This window comes from Herbidospora cretacea (genome assembly GCF_001570605.1).
GTDB lineage: Bacteria > Actinomycetota > Actinomycetes > Streptosporangiales > Streptosporangiaceae > Herbidospora > Herbidospora cretacea.
The window spans coordinates 93,125-118,139 of record NZ_BBXG01000020.1 but is presented as its reverse complement, the minus strand read 5'-3'; the positions used below and the strand labels follow the sequence as shown (position 1 = coordinate 118,139).

Sequence of the window (25,015 nt, the reverse complement as noted above, 5' to 3'; positions counted from 1 at the left end):
AGACGTGTTCCGTGGCCCGATCCCGATCCCGCCCGCGCTGCCCGCCGCCGTCATGGTGCTGCTCGCCGCGCTGTGGGGTCTTTCCGTGTACGCGGGCTGGGGTCTGGAGGCGTTCTGCTCCGGCGGCGTGACGGCCGAGGAGTGCGCGGGCCGCATGACGCTCGTGACGGCCGTCTCCTCACTCTTCGCGGTCGTCGCGACCGCGCTCACGATCGGCGCGTGGCTGACTTGGCGCGCCAGTCTTCTCGTGTACGCAATCGCCGCATGGATGGGCGCGGAAGGCGTACTATTCGTCGGAGGTCTGGTCGCGCAGTAATCTCGCGAATACCCTCCGAAGTCTTAATCAATCGGTATGGGAAAAGCCTAAGAAAAGCGCGGCAAATCAGGTGATTGCCCAGGACAATGGGGGTATGCCCGAACCTGGGCATTGATGCCACTCTTTGGCTGTGGGGGCCAAGGCGCGAGGGGGTGATGAGGTTGTCTCGGGCCTACGGAATTTCGTGGACTTAAGTATGTTTTCTAAGTAGGCCCGGCGGGAGTTGTCCCGCCGGGTCTTTTATTTGTGTCAGGTGAGCACGTCGTCGGCGTCGATGATCTGGTAGGCGTAGCCCTGCTCGGCCAGGAAGCGCTGGCGGTGGGCGGCGAAGTCCTGGTCGACGGTGTCGCGGCTGACGATGGAGTAGAACCGGGCGCCACCGCCGTCGGCTTTGGGCCGCAGCACCCGTCCGAGGCGCTGCGCCTCTTCCTGGCGCGACCCGAACGTGCCGGACACCTGGATGGCCACCGCGGCCTCGGGAAGGTCGATGGAGAAGTTCGCCACCTTCGACACGACGAGGACCTGGAGTTCTTTGTCGCGGAACGCCTGGAACAGCCGTTCGCGCTCCTTCACTTTGGTTTCGCCCTTGATGACCGGCGCGTCGAGATGTTCGCCGAGTTCGTCGAGCTGGTCGATGTACTGCCCGATGACCAGGACCTGTTCGCCCGCGTGCTTTTTCACCAATGCCTCGGTGACGCGCACCTTTGACGGGGTGGTGGCGGCGAAGCGGTAACGCTCGTCGGTGTCGGCCATCGCGTAGGCGAGCCGTTCGTCGTCACGCAGCGTCACCCGGACCTCGACGCAGTCGGCCGGGGCGATGTAGCCCTGGTTCTCCATCTCCTTCCAGGGCGCGTCGTAGCGCTTCGGGCCGATGAGGGAGAACACGTCGCCCTCGCGGCCGTCTTCGCGCACGAGCGTGGCCGTCAGGCCCACCCGGCGGCGGGCCTGGAGGTCGGCCGTCATCCGGAAGATGGGGGCGGGCAGGAGGTGGACCTCGTCGTACACGACCAGACCCCAGTCGCGGGCGTCGAACAGCTCCAGGTGGCGGTAGACGCCGCCGCGCTTGGCGGTCATCACCTGGTAGGTCGCGATGGTGACCGGGCGGATCTCCTTCTTGGTCCCGGTGTACTCGCCGATCTCGTCCTCGGTCAGCGACGTGCGCTTGAGGAGCTCGGTCTTCCACTGGTGGACGCTGACCGTGTTGGTGACCAGGATCAGCGTGGTCGCCTGGGCGTGGGCCATCGCCGCCGCGCCGACGATCGTCTTCCCGGCGCCGCAGGGCAGCACGACCACGCCGGAGCCGCCGTGCCAGAACGCGTCGGCGGCCTCCTTCTGGTAGGGCCGCAGCGACCAGCCCTCCTCCGTGAGGGCGATCGGGTGGGCCTCGCCGTCGACGTAGCCGGCCATGTCCTCGGCCGGCCAGCCGAGCTTCAGGAGCATCTGCTTGATGTTGCCGCGCTCACTCGGGTGGACGGCCACCGAGTCGCCGTCGAGGCGCTCGCCGATCATCGGCTGCACCTTCTTGGCGCGCAGCACCTCTTCGAGCACGGCCCGGTCGGTGCTGGTCAGCACGAGCCCGTGGACGGGGTGCTTCTCCAGCCGCAGCCGCCCGTAGCGGGCCATCGTCTCGGCGACGTCGACCAGCAGCGCGTGGGGCACGGGGTAGCGGCTGAACCCGATGAGGGCGTCGATGACCTGCTCGGCGTCGTGTCCGGCGGCGCGCGCGTTCCAGAGGGCGAGCGGGGTGATGCGGTAGGTGTGGACGTGTTCGGGCGCGCGCTCGAGCTCGGCGAACGGCGCGATGGCCCGACGGCACTCGTCGGCGCGCTCGTGGTCGACTTCCAGCAGCAGGGTCTTGTCGGACTGGACGATGAGCGGCCCGTCGTTCACGGGTGGAGCCCCCTAATCAGTTGACGTCCGCGACGCCGGTGATCCGGTGGAGGACGAAGCGGTGGATGGCCGCCCTCGTCTCGTCGTACGCGGTCAGGTAGCCACCCTCTATCCTCGCCGGTTCGAGAATCCGGCTGGTTGCCTGACCTTGTGAGTCTAGGTAACCGATCCAAACGCGGGAGCCCTGCCGGATGGCCTCCTGGAGCGCCGAGATGGTCGCGGTCGCCGGAGTCCGGGGGACGGCGCCGCCCGGTTCGCCCACCGGCGCGGGACGGGACAGCAGCGCCGCGTCGCCCGCCCGCAGCGCCCGGATCGCCGCCGTGACCACCTCGGCCTCGGGCGCGAACACCCCGTTGACCTGCCTGATCGGCTGGGCCTCGGCCCGCCGCGCGTCGGCCCGGGTGATCAGCACGTCGCCTTCGAGCGACTCGGCCACCGGGGCGTAGCCCATCGCGCGCAGCGAGTCGAGCATGGTCGCCCGCGACGCCTTCGACACCAGCACGGTCGGCGCCAGCCGCCGCATCCGCAGCGCCCCGGCCCGCCGGTCGGCCAGCAGCTCGTCGAGCACCGCCGGGTCGTCGCAGCGCAGGTAGGACGAGGCGGTCCCGACCCGCAGCCGGCCGTGCCGCCGGGCCACGTCGGACACCAGGTAGGCCAGCGGCTGCGGCACCGGCGTGGTCGAGTGGCGGGCCAGCATCGCGAGGATCTCCTCGGCGCTCTGCCCGGCGTCGAGCACCCGCCGGATCGAGCTCTCGGCGAACCGGTAGACGGTCGCGCCGCCCTTCGACTCGATGTCGGCGGCCAGGCCCAGCCAGCGGTCGAGCTCGCCGGTCAGCGGCCCGGGGGCGACGGCGGTCAGGTCGGCCTGCAGGACGACGTGGTCGACCGGTTCGGGCAGCAGCGGCGCCAGCGGGTCGGCCGCCTTCTGGCCCGCGAGCAGCGCCCGGCCGTGGGGCGACATGACGCCGAGCCCGGTCAGGCCGACGACCTCGGCCTCGCGCAGCGCGAACTCGGTCATCGTGGCCAGGTGGGCGCCTCTGCGGCGGGGTCGTTCCCAGGTCAGCCGGGCCAGCACCGACTCCCGCGACGGTGCGAGGTCGGTGGCGGCGACGACCGACAGCACCCGGCGGCGGATCTCGGCGGCGGCTCCTCGGCGCAGGTCGGGATGGAGCACGTTGAGCAGCCGGTCGCGGTCGTCGCGGCCACCCGCCAGGCCGGGGACCCGGTCGAGGGTCAGCCACGCCCTGGCGACGGTCTCCCAGCGGTCTTCGGTGTGCCGGGCCCGCCAGGCGTCGTAGGCGGGGGTCGGCAGCCACTCGGCGTCGGCCGGGCCGCCGGTCGCGACCAGCCCGGCGGCGTGGGCGACCTCGATGACCAGCGCGGCCGTCCATTCGGGCACGTCGAGTTGCTGGGCCGCGCGGCGCAGGTCGCGGACCGCCAGGCCACCCGTGCGGAGCACGCCCGGCGGGTCGACGCTCCAGATCTCGCAGAGTTCCTCGACGGCCCTTACGAAACCGAAGGCCTGCCCGGCGGCGGTGCGGGCGGCCAAATCGGCGCGGCGGGCCGAACCCTCCAGCGGCGGCGGGACCGGCGACAGGTCGCGGTGGAGACGGTCGTCGCGGAGCACGAGCCCGACCTCGCGCGGCAGCGTGACGGTGTCGTCGCCGATCGCGCCGATCAGGCCCCGGGCCAGCAGCTGCTCGATCGGCGACTGGGCGGTCTCGACCGAGACCTCCCGCCGGGCGTTGGGCACCCGCCCCGACGGCGGCCCCCAGGCCAGCTCGTCGAGCGCGGCCCTGGCCTGCGGCCCCACCTGGCCGATCAGCTTCCGCACCGCACCGGGGTCGGCCAGCTTCACGGCCACCGGCTGGTCGTGGCGGAACACGTGGGCGGCCGGTTGGCCGAGCCCGGCGGGCGGGTCGAGCGCCTCTCTCACGCCGGGGGCCAGATGGCGGTCGTCGTCGACGAGCGCCATCTCGGTCAGCACGGCCAGAGCTCTGGTGAGGGCCGCGTCGGTGCCCGGGGCGGCGCCCGTGGCCCGGCGGATGGCCGCCTTCAGTTCACCGGGCGGGAAGACGACCAGGGTCTCGGCCACGGCGAGGGTGAACCCGTCGAGCCGGTCGAGGGCGCGGCCGATGGCGGATGGGGTTCCGGCTCTTGCCGCCAAACCCGGAACATTCGCCGGAACGGGGGTGATCAGCTCAGGTCGGGACATGGCGAGCAGGCGCAGTTGCTCGTCGCTCCGGCTGCGCAGCCACTCGGTGAACCCCTCGCTCATCCTTTCCATCGTAGGAGCATGCATGGACTGCGACGCTGGGGCACTATGACGGAGTGATCGAGCGAGCCGACCAGCTCGTGCTGGATTTCGTGAGCCGGGTGGCCGACGCCGCCCACGGCCGTATGCGCCCAGAAGAACGCCTCGACTACGTCAGGCGGGTCCGCGAACGCATCGACCAGGAGCGCAAAGGCGACGAGAACCCCAAATCGGTCGCCCGCCTCCTGACCCGGTTCGGCACCCCCCAGGACATGGTCGAACGAGAGGTCCGCCGCTTACGCGGGGAACCACCCCTGGAACCCCCCGGAAGACAAGCGCGTCCAGGAGGCGGCCTGGCAGGTCCCGGCGGCCTGAGAGGGTTGAGTGAACTTCGCCGCCTCGGCGGCCAAGCCGGACAGGGCGGATCGGGCCAGTGGGGAGGATCAGGGCGGCTGGGCGGTCAAGGGCAGCCTGGCGGATCGGCGCGGCCGAGTGGGTCAGCTCCGCCCGGTGGGTCAGCTCCGCCCGGTGGGTCAGAGCATGCCGGCGGGTTAGGGCAGCCGAGCGGAAGCGGCCAGCCAGGTGGATCGGTGCGGCCAAGCGGATCGGGCCAGCCGGGCGGATCCGGGCAGCAGGGTGGACCGGCACGGGGGAGTGGGGTCCGGTCGGGTGGCTCTGGGCGGGTTGACGGCCTGACGCGGCCTCTGCCGGCGTTGCCGACGCCGATCTCGTCCAGTTCGCGGCGGAGGGTGTGGGCCGGTGGTCAGGCGGGGCGGCGTATTCCGCGGTGGCGGCGGCGGCCCACTCCTGACGCCTGGTCCATCCTCCACGGGCATCGCCGGGAGACCGTCGCGATGGGGTTGCTGGCGCTGGCCGCCCTGCTGGTGCCGATCAGTTTCCCGCCGGTGATCATCTTTCCGGTGCCGGGCATCGTCTGGGCGGTCGCGGCGGTGGTCACGCTCGCGTGTCAGGGGTGGGGGATGCCCGACCGGCTGGCCGGTCTGGGGCTGCCCGCGCTGGCGTGGATCTTCGGCGGCGGGATCCTCGCGCTCACCGGGCCGGAGCGTTCCTCGGTCGAGGGGCTGCTAGCGCGCTTCAACGAGGTCGCCGGCGTCGCGTTCATCATCGGCACCGCCGCCGGCCTGCTGTGGCTGCTCTACCGCCTCTTCGATCCACCCGTCTCCACTCACGCCCGGCGGTAGCAGGCCGAGCGCCAGCCTGATCCAGGCCGACACGAACCGGTCGGTGGCCACCCGGCCGGGCGTCTCGCCGGCGGTGTACTCGATCAGCCGGTAATGGATGATCGCGCCGCCCAGCACCGAGCCCATCCCGGCCCAGTCGACCTGGGCGTCGAGATACTCGGGCTGGCAGGCGAACCACTCGGTGAGCGCGTCGAACATGGGCTGCAGCAGGCCCGCCGTGACCACCGCGACCAGGTCGGGGAACTGCGACAGGTCCCGGAAGAAGACCTGGGCGAGCTGCCGCTCCTCGCGCATCTTGTCCAGCCCCGCGTGGCACATCGCGGCCAGCCGGACCTCGATCGGGTCGGTCGGGGCGACGTCGAGCGTGATCTCGTTCCGGGACGCCCGGTCGGCGACGGCGGCGGCGAGGACCTCGTACTTGGACTTGAAGTGCCGGTAGAGACCCCCGGCGCCGGGGGACAGCCCGGCCGCGGCCTCGATCTCGGCCACCGAGGTCGCGTTGTAGCCGCGCTCGGCGAACAGCCGTAGCGCCTCCTCGATGATGCGACCCCGTGTGCTCATCTGAACCTCCCGCGAGGGACAGCGTAGACCGCCCAGGTTCGCGGGGGATCGCGCATTTTGGCATTCTTGGACCGTGCAGAGCATGGGGACTTCCGTCGGTTTCGACCTCGACCTGACGCTCGCGGACACCCGCGCCGCGATCGCCGCCGTCTACGAGGCGATGCTGCCCTCGCTCGACACCCCCATCGACGTGGCCGTCGCGGTCTCGCGCATCGGCTGGCCGCTGGAGAACGAGCTGGCCCAGTGGCTGCCGGCCGACGAGATCCCGGCCGCCGTCACGCTCTACCGCTCCCTCTACCCGGTCATCGCGCTGCCCGCCACCGTCGTCATGCCGGGCGCCCACGAGGCGCTCGCGGCCGTCCGCGCGGCCGGTGGCCGGATCATCGTGGTCACCGGCAAGAACGCGCGCGACGCCCGCCGCACCGTCGACGCTCTCGGGCTCGACGTCGACGAGATCGCCGGGTCGGTCTTCGGGGCCGACAAGGGCGCCGCCATCGCCGCCTTCGGCGCGGCGGTCTACGTGGGCGACCACGTGGCCGACATCGAGGCCGCCCGCGCGGGCGGGGCGCTCAGTGTGGCCGTCGCGACGGGTGGCTGCACCCCCGCCCAACTGGCCGAGCAGGGCGCCGACGTGGTCGTCTCGGACCTCACGGAGTTCGTCTCCTGGTACGCGTCCCGGACGTCGATTCCCGCGTAATTTGACGGGCTTTCGGCGGTCACCCCGGAGCCCTAGTGGGCATAACCTACATCCATTCCCTTCCACGACAGTTTGAACGAGGTCACTCCTGTGCCCAGCGGCAAGGTCAAGTGGTACGACGAAGCCAAAGGTTTCGGTTTCCTCACCCGCGACGACGGCGGTGAGGTCTTCGTGCATTCATCCGCACTGCCCAAAGGCGTGGAAGCCCTCAAGCCCGGGCAGAAAGTCGAGTTCGGTGTCGCCGAGGGGCGGCGCGGTCAGCAGGCGCTGTCGGTCCGGGTGCTGGAGCAGCCCCCGACCCTGGCCAAGGCGCCCCGGCCGAAGGGGAAGCGCAAAAAGCCTGACGAAATGGTCGTCATCGTCGAAGACCTCATCAAGCTGCTCGACGAACTGTCGACCTCGTCGTACCAGAAGGGCAAACTCCCCGAGCCCGTCGCCGCCAAGAAGGTCGCCGTGGTGATTCGCGCAATTGCGGATGACATCGACGCCTAAAAGTGGTCAAAAGGGATTTGTCAACGGTTTCGTATCCCCCGTAGCGGCCGGTGGCTGAGTCACCGGCCGCAAGGGAACCGTGACGGCGTTCGCCACACTCGTCCGCTTGCGCCCCCGCCGCGTCACCAGCAGCCAGCCCAGCGACACCACCAGCACGGCCGCCATCACCGCCAGGCCCGCGGTGCCCTGCGCGAACAGCGACAGCATCAGGCCGATCAGGCCGCCGAACACCCAGGCGATCTGGAGCAGCGCCTCCACCACCCCGAAGGTCGACGACCGGACCTCCTCGCCGATCTCCCGCTGGATGATCGCGTCGAGGGCCAGCTTGCCCAGCCCCTGCGCGAACGCGCCGATCAGGGCCACCGCGACGGCCGTCCACAGACTGAAGAAGAACGCCGCCACGACGGTGGTGAGGGTGGTCAGCGCCAGCGTCGACAGGACGATCAGCTGCGGCGAGTAGGACTTCACCCACGACGCCACGGCCGCGCCGAACAGGCCGCCGCCTCCGGCCGCCGCCGCGAGCAGGCCGAGCGTGATCTCCGGGGCCAGCCCCGGCAGGTGCTCGTCCTGCACCAGGAACAGCAGGAAGAAGACCAGGAACCCCGCCTGGATCCGGATCGCCGCGTTGGCCCGCATCGATTCGGCCACGATCGGCCCGACGTTGAGCAGCGCCCGGACGCCCGGCGGCTTGGCGGTCTCGTCCTCCTCGGGGGAGTCGACGTGGCGGGGGAGCCTTATCGACACCACCCCGGCGACCAGGAACAGCACCATCGCGATCCGCAGCACCCATTCGGCCCCGATCCAGGCCACCAGGCCCGCTCCGAGACCCGCCGCGCCACCTGCCGCGACCAGCGCGAACAGCGCCACCCGGGCGTTGGCGGTGACCAGCCCTATGTCGGCGGGCAGCACGCTCGGCATGATCGCCGCCCGGGACACGTTGTAGGCCTTCGACAGCACCAGCACGGCCAGCGCGGCCGGGAAGAGCGAGAGGGTGTCGCCGTAGACGACGCTGGAGGCCATGCCCCAGCAGAGCAGGCCACGCGCGAACAGGGTCCCGGCGATGACGTAGCGGCGGCCCGACCGGAACCGGTCGAGCACCGGGCCGACGAACGGGGCCACGACCGTGAACGGCACCATCGTGACCAGCAGATAGAGCGCCACCTGGCCGCGCGCCTGGCCCACCGGCATGCCGAAGAACAGCGCCCCCGCCAGCGCGACCGTGATGAAGGCGTCTCCGGCGCTGTGGACCGCGGTGACCTCGATCAGCCGGCCGAGGCCGGTCCGGTCGGCGCCCTTGGCGTGGGTCAGCCGCCGGCTGGCCCGGCCGACACCGCGCACCCCGCGCCCGACACCGCCGCCGAAGGCGTGCGCGCCACGGCCGATGGAACGGCCGGTCCGGCCCGTCGCGGACACCACCGCACGGCTCGCGCCACGGACCTTGCCCCAGGCACCCGCCACCCCATGCGCTCCTCTCGTGTCGAATTTCCAGTCTTACCGACGCAGTCGGATGCTGTCCGCTCTCGGCGAGGGTGAAAATCGCTCCTCAGGTAGGTGAAAATGAAGTGTGAGCCGTACCCGCGTGAGAACCCCCGCCGCAGACCAGGCCTGCGCCGCCGCCGTCGACCTGGCTCGCTCGGCGGCCGAGCACGTAGCAAGGCCGGGCGAGGTCGGCGACCACCTGGGGTTCGACGCGGAGGGTGACCGCGTCGTCACCCATTACTTCGCCTGTCTCGATCGAGCATACGAGGGCTGGCGCTGGGCGATCACAGTGGCCCGCGCTTCGCGTGCCAAGGCCGTCACCGTCAGTGAGACCGTGCTGCTGCCCGGCAAGGGCGCCCTGCTCGCACCCACGTGGGTGCCGTGGAGCCGCCGTCTGCGCCCCGGCGACCTGGGCCCCGGCGACCTGCTGCCGGCCGAGGCCGACGACGACCGGCTCGCGCCCGGCTTCACGACCGACACCGCCGACGCCGACGACGACACCGACCACCAGATGCTCTTCGAATACGGCCTCGGCCGGGTGCGGGTGCTGTCGGCCATCGGCCGCGACCTGGCGGTCAACCGCTGGCACAGCGGCGAGTCGGGCCCCGATTCCCCGCTCGCGACGGCGGCCCCCGCGCAGTGCTCGACCTGCGGCTTCTACTGGCCCCTCTCGGGCGCGCTGCGGCTGGGCTTCGGGGTGTGCGCCAACGAGTTCGCCCCCGACGACGGTAAGGTCGTCGCCGCCGACCACGGCTGCGGCGCCCACTCCGAGGCGACCCCGTCGCCCACGGCGGGCGGCGAGGCTCCTCAGCCGATCCTCGACGACATGGGCTACGACCCCATGCCGGAAGGCTGACCTGACCTCCCTTTCGCCCCGTCATCCGGAAGCGTGTGATGAACGACCTCTTCGGCACCACCCGCCTGCGTGAGAACGTGCTCGCCGCCTGGACGGCCTCGCCCGCCCGGTTCCGGGAGGACGCCAACGCCGAGGAGGACTTCGCGCTCGGCGGCTACCGCGACCGCCTGATCGTCGAGCTGGCCCAGAACGCCGCCGACGCCGCGCTGCGCGCCGGGGTGCCCGGCCGGTTGCGGCTGACGCTGCGCGACGGCGTGCTCGAGGCGGCCAACACGGGCGGCGCGCTCGACGCCACCGGGGTCGAGGGCCTGTCGACGCTCCGGGTCTCCGGCAAGCGCGACGAGGCCGGCGCGGCCGGGCGGTTCGGCGTCGGCTTCGCGGCCGTCGTCTCAGTCAGCGACGAACCGGCCATCGCCTCGCGGGCGACCGGCGGCGTGCGCTGGTCGCGGGCGCTCACCTCCGAGCTCGTCGCCGGGATCCCGTCGCTGGAGGGGGAGCTCGCCGGGCGGGAGGGCCATGTGCCGCTGCTCCGGCTGCCGTTCCCGGCCGAGCTGACGGTGCCCGAGGGTTTCGACTCCATCGTCCGCCTCCCGCTTCGCGACGCCGCCGCGGAAGACGCCGTGCGGCGGATGCTGGAGGAGACCAGCCCGGCGCTGCCGCTGGTCATGCCCGCCCTGTCGGCGATCGACATCGAGGTCGACGGGGTCTGGCGCAGCGTCACCGCCGCCGGGTGGCACGTCGTCGAGGCGTCGGGCGAGTTCACACCCGAGCAGGTGGGCGACCTGTTCGCCGACCGGCCGACCGAGGAGCGGGCCCGTCCGTTCTGGCAGGTGCGGTGGGCGGTGCCGATCGCCGGGGCGGTGACCCACGGCCAGGCGCGGGCCTGGGGCGACCAGGCCAGGCGGGCCGGTGAGGCGCTGCCGCTGCCGAAGGACGTGCCGTCGTCGGTCCACGCGCCGACGCCCTCCGACGAGCCGCTCGACCTGCCCGCGCTGCTGATCGCGACGTTCCCGCTGGCCACCGACCGGCGTCACGTCGCGGCCGGGCCGCTGACCGACTTCCTGGTGCGGCGCTCGGCCGAGGTCTACTGCGACCTGCTGCGCTCGCTGCCGCGCACTCCCCGGCTGCTCGACCTGGTGCCTCAGGTGCTGGCCAAGGGCGAGCTCGACGCCGCGATCCGCGGTGAGATCCTCGCGCTGCTGCCCGACCTGCCGCTGCTGCCGGCGATCTCGGCGCCCGAGGAGCCCACGGGGCGCTACGCCGAGGTCGTCAACGCCCGGCGGGTGGCCGACGGGCTGCCGCCGGTCTCCCTCGCCGAGGAGGAGGAGCTGGTCATCGCCGGGCGCGACGCCCGGGTGGTGGCCGGGCCCGGTGAGTTCCTGACGATGGTGGCCGAGATGGTGCCGGGGCTGCTGCCCTCCGGCTGGCCGGTGCGCCACCACGCGCTGCCGGGGCTGAACATCCGCCGCATCGAGCTCGCCGACGTGATCGACATGCTCTCCGGCGACGCCGTGCGCGACCGGACGCCGGCCTGGTGGCGGGCGCTCTACTCGGTCATCCCGGCCGACGACCTGGAGGCCGTCGGGGCCGTGGCGGTGCCGCTGGCCGACGGGCGGCTGGTCCGGGGCGCCCGGGGCACGCTCGTCATGACCGACGGCGACAAGGCGCTCGACGCCTCGCTGCTCGCGCCGCTGGGGCTGCGGATCGTCCACCCCGACGCGGCCCACCCCCTGCTGCTGCGCCTGGGCGCGGCCGAGGCGACGCCCCGGACCGTCCTCGACGACCCGCTCACCCACGCCGCCGTCACCGAGTCGGCCGGGTCGGCCGATCCCGAGCCGGTGGCCCAGGCCGTGCTGGCGCTGGTCGACGCGGCCGGGCTGACCGCCGGTGAGGCGCCCTGGCTGGCCACGCTGGCGCTGCGGGGCGCCGACGGCGAGGTCTACGCCGCCGGCGACCTGCTGCTCGAAGGCGGCGACCTGGCCAGGCTGATCGACCAGGAGGCCCCGTTCGCGGCGCCCGACCTGGTGGAGAAGTTCGGCTCGCGGGTGCTGGCCGCCGCCGGGGTGCTCGACGGGTTCGCCGTGGTCAACGACGCCGACGTGGTGCTCGACCCCGACGACTGCGACCACGACCTCGACCGTGAGGACGAGTGGCTCGACGCCGTCCTCGACCTGCTGCCCGAGCTCGACGTGCCGCCCGTGGCGCGCGAGTTCACCGCGGTCCGCGACCTCGAATACGTCGCCGACTGGGCCGCCGCGCTGCCGCTGCTGGCCCGGCCGCCGCTGAGGGCCGCCCTCCAGCCGCTCCGGGTGGTCGCCAATGGAGACGTCCACGAGGTCCCGTCCTACACGGCCTGGTGGCTGGCGCATCACCCGGTGATCGACGGCCGGGAGCCGACCACCTTGCGGCTGGCCTCCGCCGACCCCCTCCTCTTCGGGCTGTACGCCGACGCGCCTCCCGTCGCCGACGAGGCCGCCCTCACGATGATCGGGGTCCGCTCCACCCTGGCCGACCTGCTCGCCTCCCACGGCGGCCCTGAGGAGCTGCTCGACCTGATGGCCGACGCGTCGCGGCCCGTCGACCGGGCCCAGCTCCGGGCTCTGTGGAAGGCGCTGGCCGAGGTCGCGCCCGACCGGGTGAGCCCGCCGTCGGCGGTCCGGGCGGTGCTCAACGGCGAGATCGTGGTCGCCGACGTCGACGGCGAGCTGGAGCCGGTCGTCGTGGAGGCCCCCGACCTGCTCGCGCTGGTGGCCGACCGGCCGCTCGTGCTGGTCGGGTTCGACCAGGCCGAGGCGCTGTCGGAGGTGCTCGACCTGCCGCTCGTCGGCGAGGTCGTCACCGGCGACGTGACCTCCCCGGGCGCCGACGCGCCGGTTCCCCCGCAGGTCCACCGGCTGCTGCCGGGGGCGCCCACCTCGTACACGCGGCATGAGGAGCTGCTCGTCGACGGCAGGCCGGTGCCGTGGCGGTTCTTCGAGGGCCGGGTCCACGCCAGCGGCGTCGAGGGGCTGGCCCGCGGGCTGGCCTGGGCGGCCGGGCAGTGGGGCGACCGGCTCGCGGTCGAGGCGCTGCTGCGCGACCCGGAAAGGGTGCCGCTGCTGCTGGCGGAAGCGGATCTCGACGGATAAGCGAAGCGGATCCCGACGGACAACTGGCAGGCTGGTCGGGTGGAACGTCACCTGATCAGTCACATCGCGCACACCGACCATCCGATCGCCGCTCCGGTGAGCGGCCAGACGGTCACCCGCATCCTGCGCCGGGCCAAGCTCGGCGGCCAGCCGCGCGTCCTCGACCTCGGCTGCGGCCACGGCGTGTGGACGCTCCGCGCCCTCGCGATGCACGAGGACGCCACCGCCGACGCGGTCGACCTCTCGCGCGAGGGCCTGGAGTCCTGCCGGATCATGGCCGAGCGGCAGGGCCTCGACCACCAGCTCACGCTGCACCAGACGGCTGCCGCCGACTACAAGAACGGCCTCTACGACCTGGTCATGTGCGTCGGCGCCACGCACGCCTACGGCGGCCTGGTCGAGACCGCCAACGCGGTCAAGGAGCACCTCAAGCCGGGCGGCCTGGCGCTGATCGGGGAGGGCTTCTGGGAGGTCCCGCCGAACGCCGAGACGCTGATCACGCTGGGCGCCGAGCCGGGGGAGTACGCCGACCTCGCCGGCACCGTCGAACGCGCCGAGAGCGCGGGATACGCCACGGTCTACGCCTACACCAGCGAACTGTCCGAATGGGACGACTACGAGTGGTCGTGGACCGGCAGCCTGCTGCGCTGGGCGCTCGACCACCCCGGCCCCGACGGCGAAGCGGCGCGGACGGCCGCGCTGGAACACCGCGACATGTGGCTCAAGGGATATCGGGGGGTGCTGGGCTTCGTGACTCTGCTGCTGCGCCGGACCTCGTGACCTCGCGGCCGGCCTTGCGGTCGCGCCGCTTCACGAACCAGAGCCCGAAGAAGCCCATGCCGATCCCGGCCACGCAGGTCCACGAATACCAGCTCTGGTCGGGCCGGACGATGAGCAGAACGATCAGCGCGATCGCCCACAGGACGATGCCCACCATGATCGTCGCGGTGTCGTTGGTCTTGAGTGGCTCTGGATCGGGCCGCCGCTGCTGGGTCACCCTGCCACCCTAAACGTCAGCTTAAATCCGGCAGGTCACCAGTGACCCGCGTGAGGTTCGACGCGGGGCGCGTACGAAAGCGCAACGAAAGAATCACGGCGGCGACCTGGGTCTTCTCCCAGGATGTACGTGGTGTCACTCTGCGCACGTGAGCGACGTCAAAACCCCCCAAAGCAGTAGTTTCCTCGACACGTTCTTCAAGATCTCCGGTCGGGGCTCGTCGGTTGGCGCAGAGGTTCGTGGTGGTTTCGCCACGTTCTTCACGATGGCGTACATCGTCGTGCTCAACCCGATCATCCTGGGCTACGTCCAGGACGCGGACGGTCAGTTCCTCGGCGACGGGGCCGCCCCCGACCTGGGGCTGATCGCCGTGGCGACGGCGCTGGTGGCCGGCCTGCTGACCATCCTGATGGGCGTGGTGGCCAACGTGCCCTTCGCCCTGGCGGCGGGCCTCGGTCTCAACGCGTTCGTCGCGTACGGCATCGCCTCCCAGGTCTCCTGGGAGGACGCCATGGGCCTGGTCGTGCTGGAGGGCCTGATCATCCTGGTGCTGGTGCTGACCGGGTTCCGGACGGCCGTCTTCCACGCCATCCCGGCGAGCCTCAAGACCGCGATCTCGGTGGGCATCGGCCTGTTCATCGCGCTCATCGGCTTCGTGGACGCCGGGTTCGTGCGCAAGACGGCCGCCCCGGCCCCGCCGCTGGAACTGGGCATCGGCGGCGGGCTGACGAGCTGGCCGATCCTGGTGTTCGTGGTCGGCCTGCTCGGTACGGCGCTCCTGGTGGCCCGCAAGGTCAAGGGCGCGATCCTGATCGGCATCGTCGGCGCGACCGTCTTCGCGATCATCGTGCAGGCGATCGGGAACATCCCCGCCGCGGCCGGCGAGCCGCCGAACCCGCAGGGCTGGGGCCTGAACGTGCCCGCGCTGCCGTCGCTGGGTGAGATCTTCGCGCTGCCCGACTTCTCGCTGATCGGGCAGTTCAGCCTGTTCGGGGCGTTCACCAAGCTGTCGGTCGTGCTGGCCGTGCTGCTCGTCTTCACCCTGCTGATCACCGACTTCTTCGACACGATGGGGACCATCGTGGGCGTCGGCAAGCAGGCCGACCTGGTGCAGGCCGACGGCACGCTGCCGAAGACGCGGGAGATCCTGCTGGTCGACTCGATCGCGGCGGCGGCCGGTGGCGCGGCGTCGGTGTCGTCGAACACGACCTACATCGAGTCGGCGTCGGGTGTCGGCGAGGGCGCGCGCACCGGGCTCGCCTCGGTGGTGACCGGTCTGCTGTTCCTCGCGTCGATGTTCCTCGCGCCGCTCGTCGAGATCATCCCGTACGAGGCCGCCGCGCCCGCGCTGGTGGTGGTCGGCTTCCTCATGATGACCTCGATCAAGGACATCGACTTCACCGACCTGGAGATCGCCATCCCGGCGTTCTTCACGATCGTGCTGATGCCGTTCACCTACTCGATCGCCAACGGCATCGGGGCCGGGTTCATCGCGTATGTGCTGATCAAGGCCGTGAAGGGCAAGACCGGCGAGGTGCACCCGCTGATGTGGCTGGTCGCCGCGCTGTTCACGATCTACTTCGCGCTCGGCCCGATCAAGATCCTGTTTGGGGTCTGAAACTTTCAGACTCACGCCGATAAATTGCTGGATCTCTCTCTGTCGCACGGTCGGTTCGTTGACCGCACTACCGGCCGATTCTAGCCTTCCGTGCGACACGAGCGTTACCGAAAGGTTTCGGAAAGAGGAGATCTAGTGCGTTCCATGAAATGGCGATCTCTGGCGGCGGCGGTCTGCGCCCTCGCCACGGCCGCCGCGACAGTGCTCGTCGCCGCGCCGGCCTCGGCCAACGCGGCGCTGCGCGTGCACGCCCAGGCGCGCGGCAAGTTCATCGGCACGGCCCTCGCCACCTCGCCACTGGCCAACGAGACGGCGTACCGGAACATCGCGGCCGCCGAGTTCAACCAGATCACCGCCGAGAACGCGATGAAGTGGAGCGACACCGAGCCGAACGACAACCAGTACACGTTCTCGGGCGCCGACCAGATCGTCAACTTCGCCACCGCGAACAACGCCCAGGTGCACGGCCACACCCTCGTCTGGCACAACCAGACCCCGGGCTGGGTCCAGGGCCTGTCGGCCACCAACATGCGCAACGCCATGAACGAGCACATCGCGACGGTCGTCGGCCGCTACGCCAGCAACCCCACGGTCACCTCGTGGGACGTGGTGAACGAGGTCTTCGAGGAGAACGGCAGCTTCCGCTCGTCGTTCTGGTACAACACGCTGGGCTCCAGCTTCATCGCCGACGCCTTCCGCGCCGCCCGCGCCGCCGACCCCGACGCCCGGCTGTGCATCAACGACTACAACGTCGAGGGCATCAACGCCAAGAGCACCGCGATGTACAACCTGGTCTCGCAGCTCCGGTCGCAGAACGTGCCGGTCGACTGCGTCGGGTTCCAGACGCACCTCTCCACCCAGTACGGCTTCCCGAACGACCTCCAGCAGAACCTCCAGCGGTTCGCGAACCTCGGCGTCCAGGTCAGGATCACCGAGCTCGACGTCCGCATCCAGGGTTCGCGCACCTCGGCCAAGGACACCCAGCAGGCGACCTACTACACCAACGTGGTGAACGCCTGTCTCGCCGTCACGGCCTGCGCCGGTGTGACCATCTGGGGCTTCACCGACAAGTACTCGTGGGTCCCGGACACCTTCCCGGGTGAGGGCTCCGCGCTGATCTACGACAACAACTACTCGCAGAAGCCGTCGTACACGGCGGTCCACAACGCCCTCGACAACGGCACCCCGAGCGACACGACGGCACCTACGACACCGGGCACCCCGACCGCGTCCGGCGTCACCTCCTCGGGCGCCACCCTGTCGTGGACCGCGTCGACCGACTCGGGCGGCTCGGGCCTGGCCGGGTACAACGTCTACAACTCCTCCGGTACGCAGATCGCGACCTCCACCACCAACTCGGTCACCCTGTCGGGCCTGTCGGCCAACACGGCGTACACGGTCTACGTCCGGGCGCGCGACGGCGCGGGCAACCTGTCGTCGAACTCGGCGTCGGTCACCTTCACCACCACGGGCGGCAGCACCGACACCACCGCCCCCACCACGCCGGGCACCCCCACCGCGTCGAGCATCACCTCGTCGGGCGCCACGCTGAGCTGGACCGCGTCGACAGACTCGGGCGGCTCGGGGCTGGCCGGTTACAACGTCTACAACTCCTCCGGTACGCAGATCGCGACCTCCACCACCAACTCGGTCGCCCTGACCGGGCTGTCGGCCTCCACGGCGTACACGGTCTACGTCCGGGCGCGCGACGGCGCGGGCAACCTGTCGTCGAACTCGGCGTCGGTGACCTTCACCACCACGGGCGGCAGCACCGGCGGCTGCTCCGCCACCGCCACGGTGCAGACCCAGTGGGCCGGCGGCTACGTCATCCAGCCGGTGACCGTGACCAACGGCAGCTCCTCGCGCACCTCGTGGGCGGTCACCTTCACGCTGCCCTCCGGCCACACCATCGTCGGCTCCTGGAACGCCGTCCTCACGGTGTCCGGGAACACGGTGACGGCCCGCAACGCGGCCTACAACGGCAACCTGGGCTCCGGCGCCAGCACGACGTTCGGCTTCCAGGTGGCGCGTCCCAGCAGCGACACCTCGCTCGCGTCGGGTTACACCTGCGCCTGATCTCTTGACCCGGGCACGGCCTCCTCTAGGGGGCCGTGCCCTCGTTTCTGGGGAAGGTATCCCGGTGGAGGAATGCCAAGGAGACTCATATAGTTAGCAAAGGTAATGACTTATGCTAACGAACCCTCAGAACCCCGAACCGGCTGCGAACCTGCGCAGCGACGCCGGCCTGGCGTCCGCGCTGCGCGTGTCGCTGGCCCGGTTGACCCGTCGGCTGCGCAAGCAGGCCACGGGCCACATCCTGACGCCCACGCAGCTCGCGGCCCTGGCCGCCGTCGAGCGGCACACCACGATGACCCCCGGCGAGCTGGCCGAGCACGAGAAGGTGCAGCCTCCCTCGATGACCAGGGTGGTCACCCATCTGGAGGAACGCGGCCTGCTGGCCCGCTCGCCCCACCCCACGGACCGGCGTCAGGTGACCCTCTCGGTCACCCCGGCGGGCGAGGCGCTGCTGAAAGAGGAGCGCCGCCGCAAGGAGGCCTGGCTCGCCCAGCGCCTCGGCGAACTGACCGCGGAGGAGAAGGCGATCCTGCGCCGGGCCGCCCCCATCCTGGAGAAGCTCTCCCAAATGTGAGACGACTGCGGACCGCGGCCGATCTGGCGAAGTGGACGGGTGCTGGGCCGGTTCGGGAGCCCGGCCTCAGCCTGATCGACGGAGCCGGTGAGAAGGCCGAGGCCGCTGCGGCCGGAGAACTCGGCTCCGAGGTGGCGGTCGAGGGTGATCCATCCGAGAAGTCCGGGATGTTCCGGTCATTGCGGAACCACAACTACCGGCTGTTCCTCTCCGGCTCGGTGGTCTCCAACGTCGGCACGTGGATGCAGCGCACGGCCCAGGACTGGCTCGTCTTGAGCCTGACCGGCGGGTCGGGGGCCGCGCTCGGCATCACGGTCGCGCTGCAGTTCCTGCCGATCATGCTGTTCGGGATGTGGGGCGGCGTCCTGGCCGACCGGTTCCCGAAGCGGCGGCTGCTGATGACCGCGCAGTCGCTGATGGCGGCGCTGGCGCTGGCCATGGGCGTCCTGACCGTCACCGGGCAGGCCCAGGTCTGGCACGTCTACGTGATGGCCTTCACGCTCGGCCTGCTGGCCTGCGTCGAGGTGCCCACCCGGCAGTCGTTCGTGGTCGAGATGGTCGGCCGCGACGACCTGTCGAACGCCATCGCGCTGAACAGCTCCTCGTTCAACCTGGCCCGCGTGGTCGGCCCGGCCGTCGCCGGGCTCCTGATCAACTGGCTGGGCGGCACCGGCCCGCTGTTCCTGGTCAACGCCCTCACCTTCGCCTTCACCATCGGCGGCATGCTGCTGATGCGGAAGACCGAACTGCGCACCCCCGAGCCGGTCAAACGCGGCAAGGGGCAGCTCAGGGAGGGCATCCGGTATGTCTTCGGGCAGCCCGACCTGCTGCTGCCGGTGCTCATGGTCGCCTTCGTGGCCGTGTTCGCGCAGAGTTTCAGCACCTCGATCGCGCTCATGTCGACCGAGGTGTTCAAGTCGGGGGCCTCGGCGTTCGGCATCGCGAGCAGCGCGTTCGCCATCGGGGCCGTCGTGGGGGCGCTCCAGGCGGCCCGGCGGGTGACCCCGTCGCGGCGGACCCTGATCGTCGGGGGCGTCGCGTTCGGGCTGTTCCAGATCGCGGCGGCGTTCAGCCCCGGCTACTGGGCGTTCCTGGTCGCGCTGGTCCCGGCCGGACTGGCGATGATCACCGTCCAGACGACCGCCAACTCGACGCTGCAGCTCGGGGCGTCGAGCGAGATGCGCGGCCGGGTGATGGGGATCTACGTTCTCGTCTTCACCGCCGGGGCCCCGATCGGCGCCCCGCTCATCGGCTGGATCGCCGAACTGGCCGGTCCCCGGGTCGGCATCATGGTCTCCGGCCTGCTCAGTCTCACCGGCGTGGCCATGGCGCTCCTGGTCACCAGAATGGTCGCGGCCCGCAAGAACCTCGCCCTGAACCCCGCCCCGGCCACGGTCGCGGTCTGACGACGGTCAGCGGCACCCCATGAGCTTGGCTAGGCTCGACGCTGTGGACCGTCCCCGCCGCTGGCTGCTGCCGACCGTGCTCGGCCTGCTCATGCTGCTCGTAGTCGTGGGCGCGCTTGTCTGACTGCCGCGCCTCCGGCGCGGCGGCCGGGGCGCTCTGGTCCGACGCCTTCCCTCCTCCGCTCTGGTCGCTGCGCTCCCGGCGCTCCGTCAGTCCAGGCATCGGCGCGCACCGGCATGCGTGTGACCGGTGGAACAGAAGCGAACGGCGGCGTGTAGGGGCATGCGAGTAGCCGGCCGAGCGCGATTGGAGCGGCTGCGCGTGTGGGGATGCGAGTGGCTGGTGCGGTCGGAGGAACGCAAACGGAGCGGTGGCGTGTTCGTGTCACCGCTCCGTTCGGGGGTTTCTACCAGGCGTAGGCCTCGGGGGCGGTGCCGCCGGGGCCAGGGAAGATCTCGTCGATGCGGGCCAGGGCCTTGTCGTCGAACTTGATCTCCAGGGCGCGCAGGGAGCCGTTGAGCTGGTCGGCGGTGCGGGGGCCGATGATCGGGGCGGTGACCGCCTTCTGGTGGAGGAGCCAGGCGAGGCCGGCGTTGGCCGGGTCTTCGCCCAGGTCGTCGCAGAAGGCCTCCCACTGCTCGATCTGGGGGCGGACCTTCTCCAGGGCCTCGACCTGGTCGGGGTTGGCGCTGCGGCCCTTGTCGATCTTGCGGAGGACGCCGCCGAGCAGGCCGCCGGCCAGCGGGCTCCAGGGGATGACGCCCAGGCCGTAGTCCTGGCAGGCGGGCAGGACCTCCAGCTCGACCGAGCGCTCCAGCAGGTGGTATTTCGACTGCTCGCTCACCAGGCCGAGGAAGTTGCGCCGCCTGGCCGTCTCCTGGGCCTTGGCGATGTGCCAGCCCGCGAAGTTGGACGAGCCCACATAGAGGATCTTGCCCTGCTGGCGGAGCACCTCCATGGCCTCCCAGAACTCCTCGAACGGGGTGTTCCGGTCGACATGGTGGGCCTGGTAGATGTCGATGTAGTCGGTCTGCATGCGCTTCAGCGAGGCGTCGCAGGCGCGGCGGATGTTGAGCGCCGACAGGAAGGTGTCGTTGGGCCAGTCGCCCATCGAGCCGTAGAGCTTGGTGGCGATGACGGTCTTCTCACGACGGCCGCCGCCCTGCGCGAACCACCTGCCGATGATCTGTTCGGTGACGCCCTCGCCCTTCTTCCAGCCATAGACGTTGGCGGTGTCGAAGAAGTTGATTCCCAGCTCATGGGCGCGATCCATGATCGCGAAGGAGTCCTCCTCCGTGGTCTGCGGGCCGAAGTTCATCGTGCCCAGGCAGAGCTTGCTGACCTTGAGTCCGGTACGACCGAGCTGCGCGTAGTCCATGCTTCCACCATAGAAACCTGGAGTGGACTCCAGGCCAGCCCGATTCGCCGGTGCGCGCCGACGCCTGGACTGACGGAGCGCCGGGAGCGCAGCGACCAGAGCGGAGGAGGGAAGGCGTCGGGCCCAAGCGCACCGGCCGCCGCGCCGGAGGCGCGGCCATAGACAAGGCAGGATGGCTCCATGGGGTGGACATTCCGGGGGGCGGCGCTGGCGCTGTGCGTGCTCGGTGGGCTGGTGTGCGCGGGTCCGGCGCAGGCCGGTGACGACAAGGAACTGTTCGAGTTCGCCGATCGGCGGATCACCGAGTCGAGCGGGCTGGCCGTGTCGCCGACGCATCCCGGGATCGTCTACACCCACAACGACAGCGACGCCGGGGCCGTCTTCTACGCCGTCGACTCCTCCACCGGGCGGACCAAGGCGGCGTACACGGTCGCGAACGCCGAGGCCCGCGACTGGGAGGGCATGGCGGCCTACCGCGACCGGTCGGGGCGCGGGGTGCTGTTCTTCGGGGACATCGGGGACAACTTCGACGGCGCGTGGCCGGACATCTCGGTCTACAAGGTGACCGAGCCGACCCGCCTGCGCAGCGGCACCGTCGAGGCGGTCAGATACCGGTTCCGGTACGCCGACCAGGCCCGCAACGCCGAGGGTCTGATGGTCGACCCCCGGACGGGCCGTCTCTACGTGGTGACCAAGGAGTTCGACGGGCGCATCTACGCCGCGCCCAAGCAGTTGCGGACCGACCGGGTGAACGTCCTGAAGCGGGTGGGGTCGGCCCCGACGATGGCCACCGACGCGGCGTTCGCGCCCGACGGGTCGAGCTTCGTGGTGCGGACCTACTTCTCGGCGACCCTCTACCGGAAGATCGACGACGAGATCTCCGGGGTCGCGATGCCCTTCCTGCGCCAGGCCGAGTCGATCACCTACAGCGCCGACGGGAAGTCGCTGCTGACCGGGTCGGAGGGCGAGCGCAGCCCGGTCGTGCGGGTCCCTCTGCCGGAGGCCGCCCTCCCCAGCCCATCGCCGGAGGCCACGAAGACGGCTCCGGCGGCGCAGCCGGTGGCCTCGGAGTCCGGAGGGCCGGACGGCGGGCTCATGATCGCGCTGTGGCTGGGAGTGGCCGCCTGCGCGGTCGCGATCATCGTTGGAATCGCCAGATGGGCCGGGCGCTAGGCCGGTTTTTGGCAGTCACATACCGGGATACTCACCGCGAATTGAGTAGGTGGTCCATAGCGCCCACATGGGGCGAAGCGGGATCGTTCCGGTATGCACTCCGTCGGCACTCCCACCTGCCCCGACTGCGGTGCCCCGCTCGACGGGTCACCGCGCCGGTGTCCGGCCTGCGAGCTTCCGCTGCACGGCCCGATCGCGGCTGAACTCTGGCAGCTCGACCTCGCCCTGAACGACCTACGGGGGCGCGAGGCCCGGCTGCTCGGCAGGAGGACGGAGCTCCTCACCGCGCTCCGCGCCGCCGGAGAGCACCAGCCCGCCGCCGCCCGGGCCGGGGGAGCCCAGGCGGCGGGCGGCCCGGCCGTGGCGGCCCTGGACGACCGAGGCTGGCCCTTGGACGACCAGGGCCGCCCCCTGGCAGCGCCCGGCCAGCCGGGCCGGCCGGCGGCCGGTCCGGCCGGCCGGGAGATGTCGCCGTCCACGGTCCGGAATCTGCTGCTCGGGCTCGGTGGGCTGCTGCTCGTGGTGGCCGCTTTCGTGTTCACGATCGTGAGCTGGGGGTCGGTCGGGATCGGAGGGCGGGCGGCGATCCTGCTCGGGTTCACCGCGCTGACCTTCGCGGCGCCCGTCGTGCTGGTCGGCCGGGGGCTCAAGGCGACGGCCGAGACGGTCGCGATCCTCGGTGTGGCGCTGTTCCTGCTCGACGGGTACGCCGCCTACCAGGTCTGGTTCGAGGCCAGTGTGGGCGCGCTGCCGTACACGGCGGGGTTGATCGCGCTCGCCGCGGGGGTGTTCGCGCTCTTCGGACGGCGGTTCGGGCTGGCGCTGCCGGTTCCGGTCGCCATCGGGCTGGCCCAGTTCCCGCTGATCATCCTGGTCGCCGACGAGACGGCCGCGCACGCCGCCGGGGCGCTCGTCGCCACCGCCGCGTTCGACCTCGCCCTCTGGCTCACCGTCAGGCGGAGGGTCGCGCTGGCCGCCTTCGGGGTGACCTGGGTCGCCGGGTGCCTGGTCGCGTTCTTCCAGGCCACCGAGCACGCCGGGGACCTGGGCTGGACGCTCGCAGGGGGCGTCATCCTGGCGGTCGCCGCCGCCGAGGCCGGGGTCCTGGCGCTGCGGACGGAGAAGCACGCCCTGGCGCCGATCATCGGCGCGGTGCTGGCCGGGGTGGTCGCGGTGCAGCTTCCCCTCCTGGTGGTCGTGCCGGATGAGTGGATCGTCGTGGTCACCCCGGCGGTCGCGGGCGCGTTCGCGCCGGCGCTGCGCGGGCGGGCCCGGACGACGGCGCTGGTCGTGGGGGCGGTGAGTTCGCTCGTCGTGCTGGTGCCGGTCGGGGTCGTGCTGCGCGGGCCGGTCGGCAACGGGTACGGCGTGTGGTCGGGCGGCCTCGGCGTCGGGGCGGGCGACTACCTGAGCCGGGCGGGCTTCCCGAGGGTGGCCGATCTCGTGCTGGTCGTGCTGGTCACGGCCGGGCTGGCGCTGGGGGTCAAGTACAAGATCCTCGCGGTGATCGCGGGGGCGGTGGCGGTCGCGTTCGTGCCGCCGGTGTTCGACCTGCCCTACCCGGTCATGATCGCGGTGCTGATCGCGATGGTGATCGGGGCCGCCCGGGTGACGGTGGCGGCGTACGCGCGGCTCGCCCTCGGGATCGCGGTGGTCGCCACGCTGTGGGGGCTGGTCAACGAGACGGCCACGCTCGTGGTGCTGGGCGCGCTGGCGGCGGTCGCGGCGTGGGTGGCGTACAGGGACGAGAAGCTGCGGGTCTGGGCGGCCAACGTGGGGGTCGTCCACGCCGGCGGGTTCGCGGCGGCGGCCTGGCTGGCGGCCGATCAGCAGGCGCGGTTCCTGCCGTTCGTGCTGCTCGCAGTGGCGGCGGTGGCCGCCGTCCGGCGGCTCACCGAGATCGGGGCGGGGGTGGCCGGGCTGGCGGGGCTGGTGGTCGTACCGGATCTGCGGACTTTCAGCCTCGCCGCCGCGACCGCCGGGGTGATCGCGGCCGGGGTGGCGCTGCGGAAGGAGCGCGGGAACGTCGCCTATCTCGCCACGGCGCTGCTGCTGGCGGCCTCGTGGTCGCGGCTCTACGCCGACGACGTCACGCTGGTCGAGGCCTACACCGCGCCGTTCTCCGTCGTGCTGCTGGGCTTCGGGTGGTGGAAGGCGCGGGCCGGGTCGTCGTGGCGGGCCTACGGCGCGGGGCTGACGTTCACGCTGCTGCCGAGCCTGTTCGTGCTCTACGACCAGCCCGAGGGGTGGGTCAGGCCGCTGGCGCTGGGGGTGGTGGCGCTGGTCGTCCTGGTCGTCGGGGCGCTGAAGCGGCTCCAGGCGCCGGCCGTGCTCGGCGGTTTCACGCTCGCGGCGGTGACCGTCCACGAGATCGCGCCGTGGGTGGTCGATCTGGTGCTGCTCATTCCCCGGTGGGTGCCGATGGCCGTGGGCGGACTCCTGCTGCTGCTGGTCGGGGCGACGTACGAGAGCCGGATCAGGGACGTCAAGCGGGTCGGCGCGGCGATCCGGGGTCTGCGGTGAAGCGCTCGACGAACTCCTCTCCCCGCAGCGCGCGTTCGACCAGGGCGATCGAGGCGGCCAGCGCGACGAGCCGCGGGCCCTCGCGCCGGTAGACCTCCAGGACCGCCTCGACCACGTGGGGCGGCAGGTGCTCCTTCAGGTCGACGGCCGCGTCGCGGTAGCCCGCGCGCGCGCCCTCGACCTGGGCGCGCACGGTGTGGCCGGCCATCCGGGCCAGCGCCAGCGGGTGGCGGCGCAGCACCCCGTAGGCGCGGTAGTCGGGCGGCACGGCGTCGAGCAGCCAGTTGACCGCCGATGTCTGCCATTCGGGGCTGCCCGGAGGAGGTACTTCGGGTGGCCATCCCGGTGGAACGTACACGTCAGCCAGTCTAACCGAACGTGAGTTCGACCATGA

General features: G+C 71.5%; 20 protein-coding genes. 13 read left to right on the top strand and 7 right to left on the bottom strand.

Annotated features, from left to right (window positions below):
* The first annotated feature begins 4 nt into the window (after positions 1-4).
* Positions 5-316 carry a hypothetical protein gene (locus AW270_RS30540; protein ID WP_061299583.1) on the top strand — a complete coding sequence of 104 codons (312 nt, stop codon included), beginning with the start codon at positions 5-7 and terminating at the stop codon, positions 314-316.
* A gap of 249 nt (positions 317-565) precedes the next feature.
* Here the strand turns inward: AW270_RS30540 and AW270_RS30535 are convergent, their stop codons facing one another.
* Together AW270_RS30535 and AW270_RS30530 are read right to left on the bottom strand one after the other, a co-directional pair.
* Entirely contained in the window at positions 566-2,206 is a 1,641-nt protein-coding gene (locus AW270_RS30535; protein WP_061299582.1) for a DNA repair helicase XPB, read from the bottom strand.
* A gap of 16 nt (positions 2,207-2,222) precedes the next feature.
* Positions 2,223-4,484 carry a helicase C-terminal domain-containing protein gene (locus tag AW270_RS30530; protein WP_061299581.1) on the bottom strand — a complete coding sequence of 754 codons (2,262 nt, stop codon included), beginning with the start codon at positions 4,482-4,484 and terminating at the stop codon, positions 2,223-2,225.
* Between the two features lie 689 nt (positions 4,485-5,173).
* Here AW270_RS30530 and AW270_RS39175 point away from each other — a divergent pair.
* A complete protein-coding gene (locus AW270_RS39175; RefSeq protein WP_157522840.1) occupies positions 5,174-5,662 on the top strand; it encodes a hypothetical protein in 489 nt (162 codons plus the stop codon).
* Here AW270_RS39175 and AW270_RS30520 read toward each other — a convergent pair.
* Positions 5,546-6,223 (bottom strand): TetR/AcrR family transcriptional regulator, encoded by a 678-nt coding sequence (locus AW270_RS30520; RefSeq protein ID WP_063819395.1) that lies wholly within the window; start codon positions 6,221-6,223, stop codon positions 5,546-5,548. The genes AW270_RS39175 and AW270_RS30520 overlap by 117 nt on opposite strands.
* 82 nt (positions 6,224-6,305) lie before the next feature.
* Here AW270_RS30520 and AW270_RS30515 point away from each other — a divergent pair, with 82 nt between their 5' ends.
* Together AW270_RS30515 and AW270_RS30510 are read left to right on the top strand one after the other, a co-directional pair.
* Positions 6,306-6,920 carry an HAD family hydrolase gene (locus AW270_RS30515; RefSeq protein ID WP_061299579.1) on the top strand — a complete coding sequence of 205 codons (615 nt, stop codon included), beginning with the start codon at positions 6,306-6,308 and terminating at the stop codon, positions 6,918-6,920.
* Between the two features lie 90 nt (positions 6,921-7,010).
* The gene (locus tag AW270_RS30510; protein ID WP_061299578.1) at positions 7,011-7,412 is read left to right on the top strand and encodes a cold-shock protein; all 402 of its coding nucleotides are present in this window, start codon (positions 7,011-7,013) and stop codon (positions 7,410-7,412) included.
* A gap of 6 nt (positions 7,413-7,418) precedes the next feature.
* On the opposite strand, the gene AW270_RS30505 is transcribed toward AW270_RS30510, so the two are convergent.
* Positions 7,419-8,870 carry an MFS transporter gene (locus tag AW270_RS30505; RefSeq protein WP_245674926.1) on the bottom strand — a complete coding sequence of 484 codons (1,452 nt, stop codon included), beginning with the start codon at positions 8,868-8,870 and terminating at the stop codon, positions 7,419-7,421.
* Positions 8,871-8,976: 106 nt separating this feature from the next.
* On the opposite strand from AW270_RS30505, the gene AW270_RS30500 reads away from it, so the two are divergent.
* Genes AW270_RS30500 through AW270_RS30490 form a run of 3 tightly spaced genes read left to right on the top strand, consistent with a single transcriptional unit; the run spans position 8,977 to position 13,655 of the window.
* Entirely contained in the window at positions 8,977-9,747 is a 771-nt protein-coding gene (locus tag AW270_RS30500; RefSeq protein ID WP_061299577.1) for a DUF3027 domain-containing protein, read from the top strand.
* Between the two features lie 38 nt (positions 9,748-9,785).
* Entirely contained in the window at positions 9,786-12,875 is a 3,090-nt protein-coding gene (locus AW270_RS30495) for a sacsin N-terminal ATP-binding-like domain-containing protein (RefSeq protein WP_061299576.1), read from the top strand.
* 39 nt (positions 12,876-12,914) lie between these two features.
* On the top strand, positions 12,915-13,655 hold the full coding sequence (locus tag AW270_RS30490) for an SAM-dependent methyltransferase (RefSeq protein ID WP_061299575.1): 741 nt from the start codon (positions 12,915-12,917) through the stop codon (positions 13,653-13,655).
* On the opposite strand, the gene AW270_RS38110 is transcribed toward AW270_RS30490, so the two are convergent.
* Positions 13,597-13,872 (bottom strand): DUF2530 domain-containing protein, encoded by a 276-nt coding sequence (locus AW270_RS38110; RefSeq protein WP_082801940.1) that lies wholly within the window; start codon positions 13,870-13,872, stop codon positions 13,597-13,599. The two genes, AW270_RS30490 and AW270_RS38110, sit on opposite strands and share 59 nt — an antisense overlap.
* Before the next feature lie 148 nt (positions 13,873-14,020).
* Between AW270_RS38110 and AW270_RS30480 the strand changes: the two genes are divergently transcribed.
* The 4 genes from AW270_RS30480 (at position 14,021) to AW270_RS30465 (ending at position 19,546) form a co-directional block, all read left to right on the top strand.
* Complete coding sequence (locus AW270_RS30480) at positions 14,021-15,490, top strand: NCS2 family permease (protein ID WP_061299573.1); 1,470 nt, start codon at positions 14,021-14,023, stop codon at positions 15,488-15,490.
* A gap of 144 nt (positions 15,491-15,634) precedes the next feature.
* Complete coding sequence (locus AW270_RS30475; protein ID WP_061299572.1) at positions 15,635-17,566, top strand: endo-1,4-beta-xylanase; 1,932 nt, start codon at positions 15,635-15,637, stop codon at positions 17,564-17,566.
* Positions 17,567-17,678: 112 nt separating this feature from the next.
* Positions 17,679-18,140 carry a MarR family winged helix-turn-helix transcriptional regulator gene (locus AW270_RS30470; protein ID WP_061299571.1) on the top strand — a complete coding sequence of 154 codons (462 nt, stop codon included), beginning with the start codon at positions 17,679-17,681 and terminating at the stop codon, positions 18,138-18,140.
* Entirely contained in the window at positions 18,137-19,546 is a 1,410-nt protein-coding gene (locus tag AW270_RS30465) for an MFS transporter (protein WP_245674925.1), read from the top strand. The genes AW270_RS30470 and AW270_RS30465 overlap by 4 nt, the downstream gene beginning before the upstream one ends.
* A 407-nt stretch (positions 19,547-19,953) precedes the next feature.
* Here the strand turns inward: AW270_RS30465 and AW270_RS30460 are convergent, their stop codons facing one another.
* Positions 19,954-20,925, bottom strand: coding sequence for an aldo/keto reductase (locus tag AW270_RS30460; protein WP_061299570.1), 972 nt, complete (start codon positions 20,923-20,925; stop codon positions 19,954-19,956).
* A gap of 180 nt (positions 20,926-21,105) precedes the next feature.
* Here AW270_RS30460 and AW270_RS30455 point away from each other — a divergent pair, with 180 nt between their 5' ends.
* A complete protein-coding gene (locus AW270_RS30455; RefSeq protein ID WP_061299569.1) occupies positions 21,106-22,098 on the top strand; it encodes a hypothetical protein in 993 nt (330 codons plus the stop codon).
* A 93-nt stretch (positions 22,099-22,191) separates the two neighbouring features.
* A complete protein-coding gene (locus AW270_RS30450; RefSeq protein WP_061299568.1) occupies positions 22,192-24,621 on the top strand; it encodes an SCO7613 C-terminal domain-containing membrane protein in 2,430 nt (809 codons plus the stop codon).
* Here AW270_RS30450 and AW270_RS30445 read toward each other — a convergent pair.
* Positions 24,584-24,979, bottom strand: coding sequence for a hypothetical protein (locus tag AW270_RS30445; RefSeq protein ID WP_245674924.1), 396 nt, complete (start codon positions 24,977-24,979; stop codon positions 24,584-24,586). The genes AW270_RS30450 and AW270_RS30445 overlap by 38 nt on opposite strands.
* Positions 24,980-25,015: the final 36 nt, after the last annotated feature.

Bases quoted from the DNA above. Each gene is read 5' to 3' on its own strand.
- AW270_RS30470 (WP_061299571.1), top strand. From the start codon at position 17,679: ATGCTAACGAACCCTCAGAACCCCGAACCGGCTGCGAACCTGCGCAGC.
- AW270_RS30515 (WP_061299579.1), top strand. From the start codon at position 6,306: ATGGGGACTTCCGTCGGTTTCGACCTCGACCTGACGCTCGCGGACACC.
- AW270_RS30495 (WP_061299576.1), top strand. From the start codon at position 9,786: ATGAACGACCTCTTCGGCACCACCCGCCTGCGTGAGAACGTGCTCGCC.
- AW270_RS30450 (WP_061299568.1), top strand. From the start codon at position 22,192: ATGCACTCCGTCGGCACTCCCACCTGCCCCGACTGCGGTGCCCCGCTC.
- AW270_RS30460 (WP_061299570.1), bottom strand. From the start codon at position 20,925: ATGGACTACGCGCAGCTCGGTCGTACCGGACTCAAGGTCAGCAAGCTC.
- AW270_RS30530 (WP_061299581.1), bottom strand. From the start codon at position 4,484: ATGAGCGAGGGGTTCACCGAGTGGCTGCGCAGCCGGAGCGACGAGCAA.
- AW270_RS30455 (WP_061299569.1), top strand. From the start codon at position 21,106: ATGGGGTGGACATTCCGGGGGGCGGCGCTGGCGCTGTGCGTGCTCGGT.
- AW270_RS30475 (WP_061299572.1), top strand. From the start codon at position 15,635: ATGAAATGGCGATCTCTGGCGGCGGCGGTCTGCGCCCTCGCCACGGCC.
- AW270_RS30520 (WP_063819395.1), bottom strand. From the start codon at position 6,223: ATGAGCACACGGGGTCGCATCATCGAGGAGGCGCTACGGCTGTTCGCC.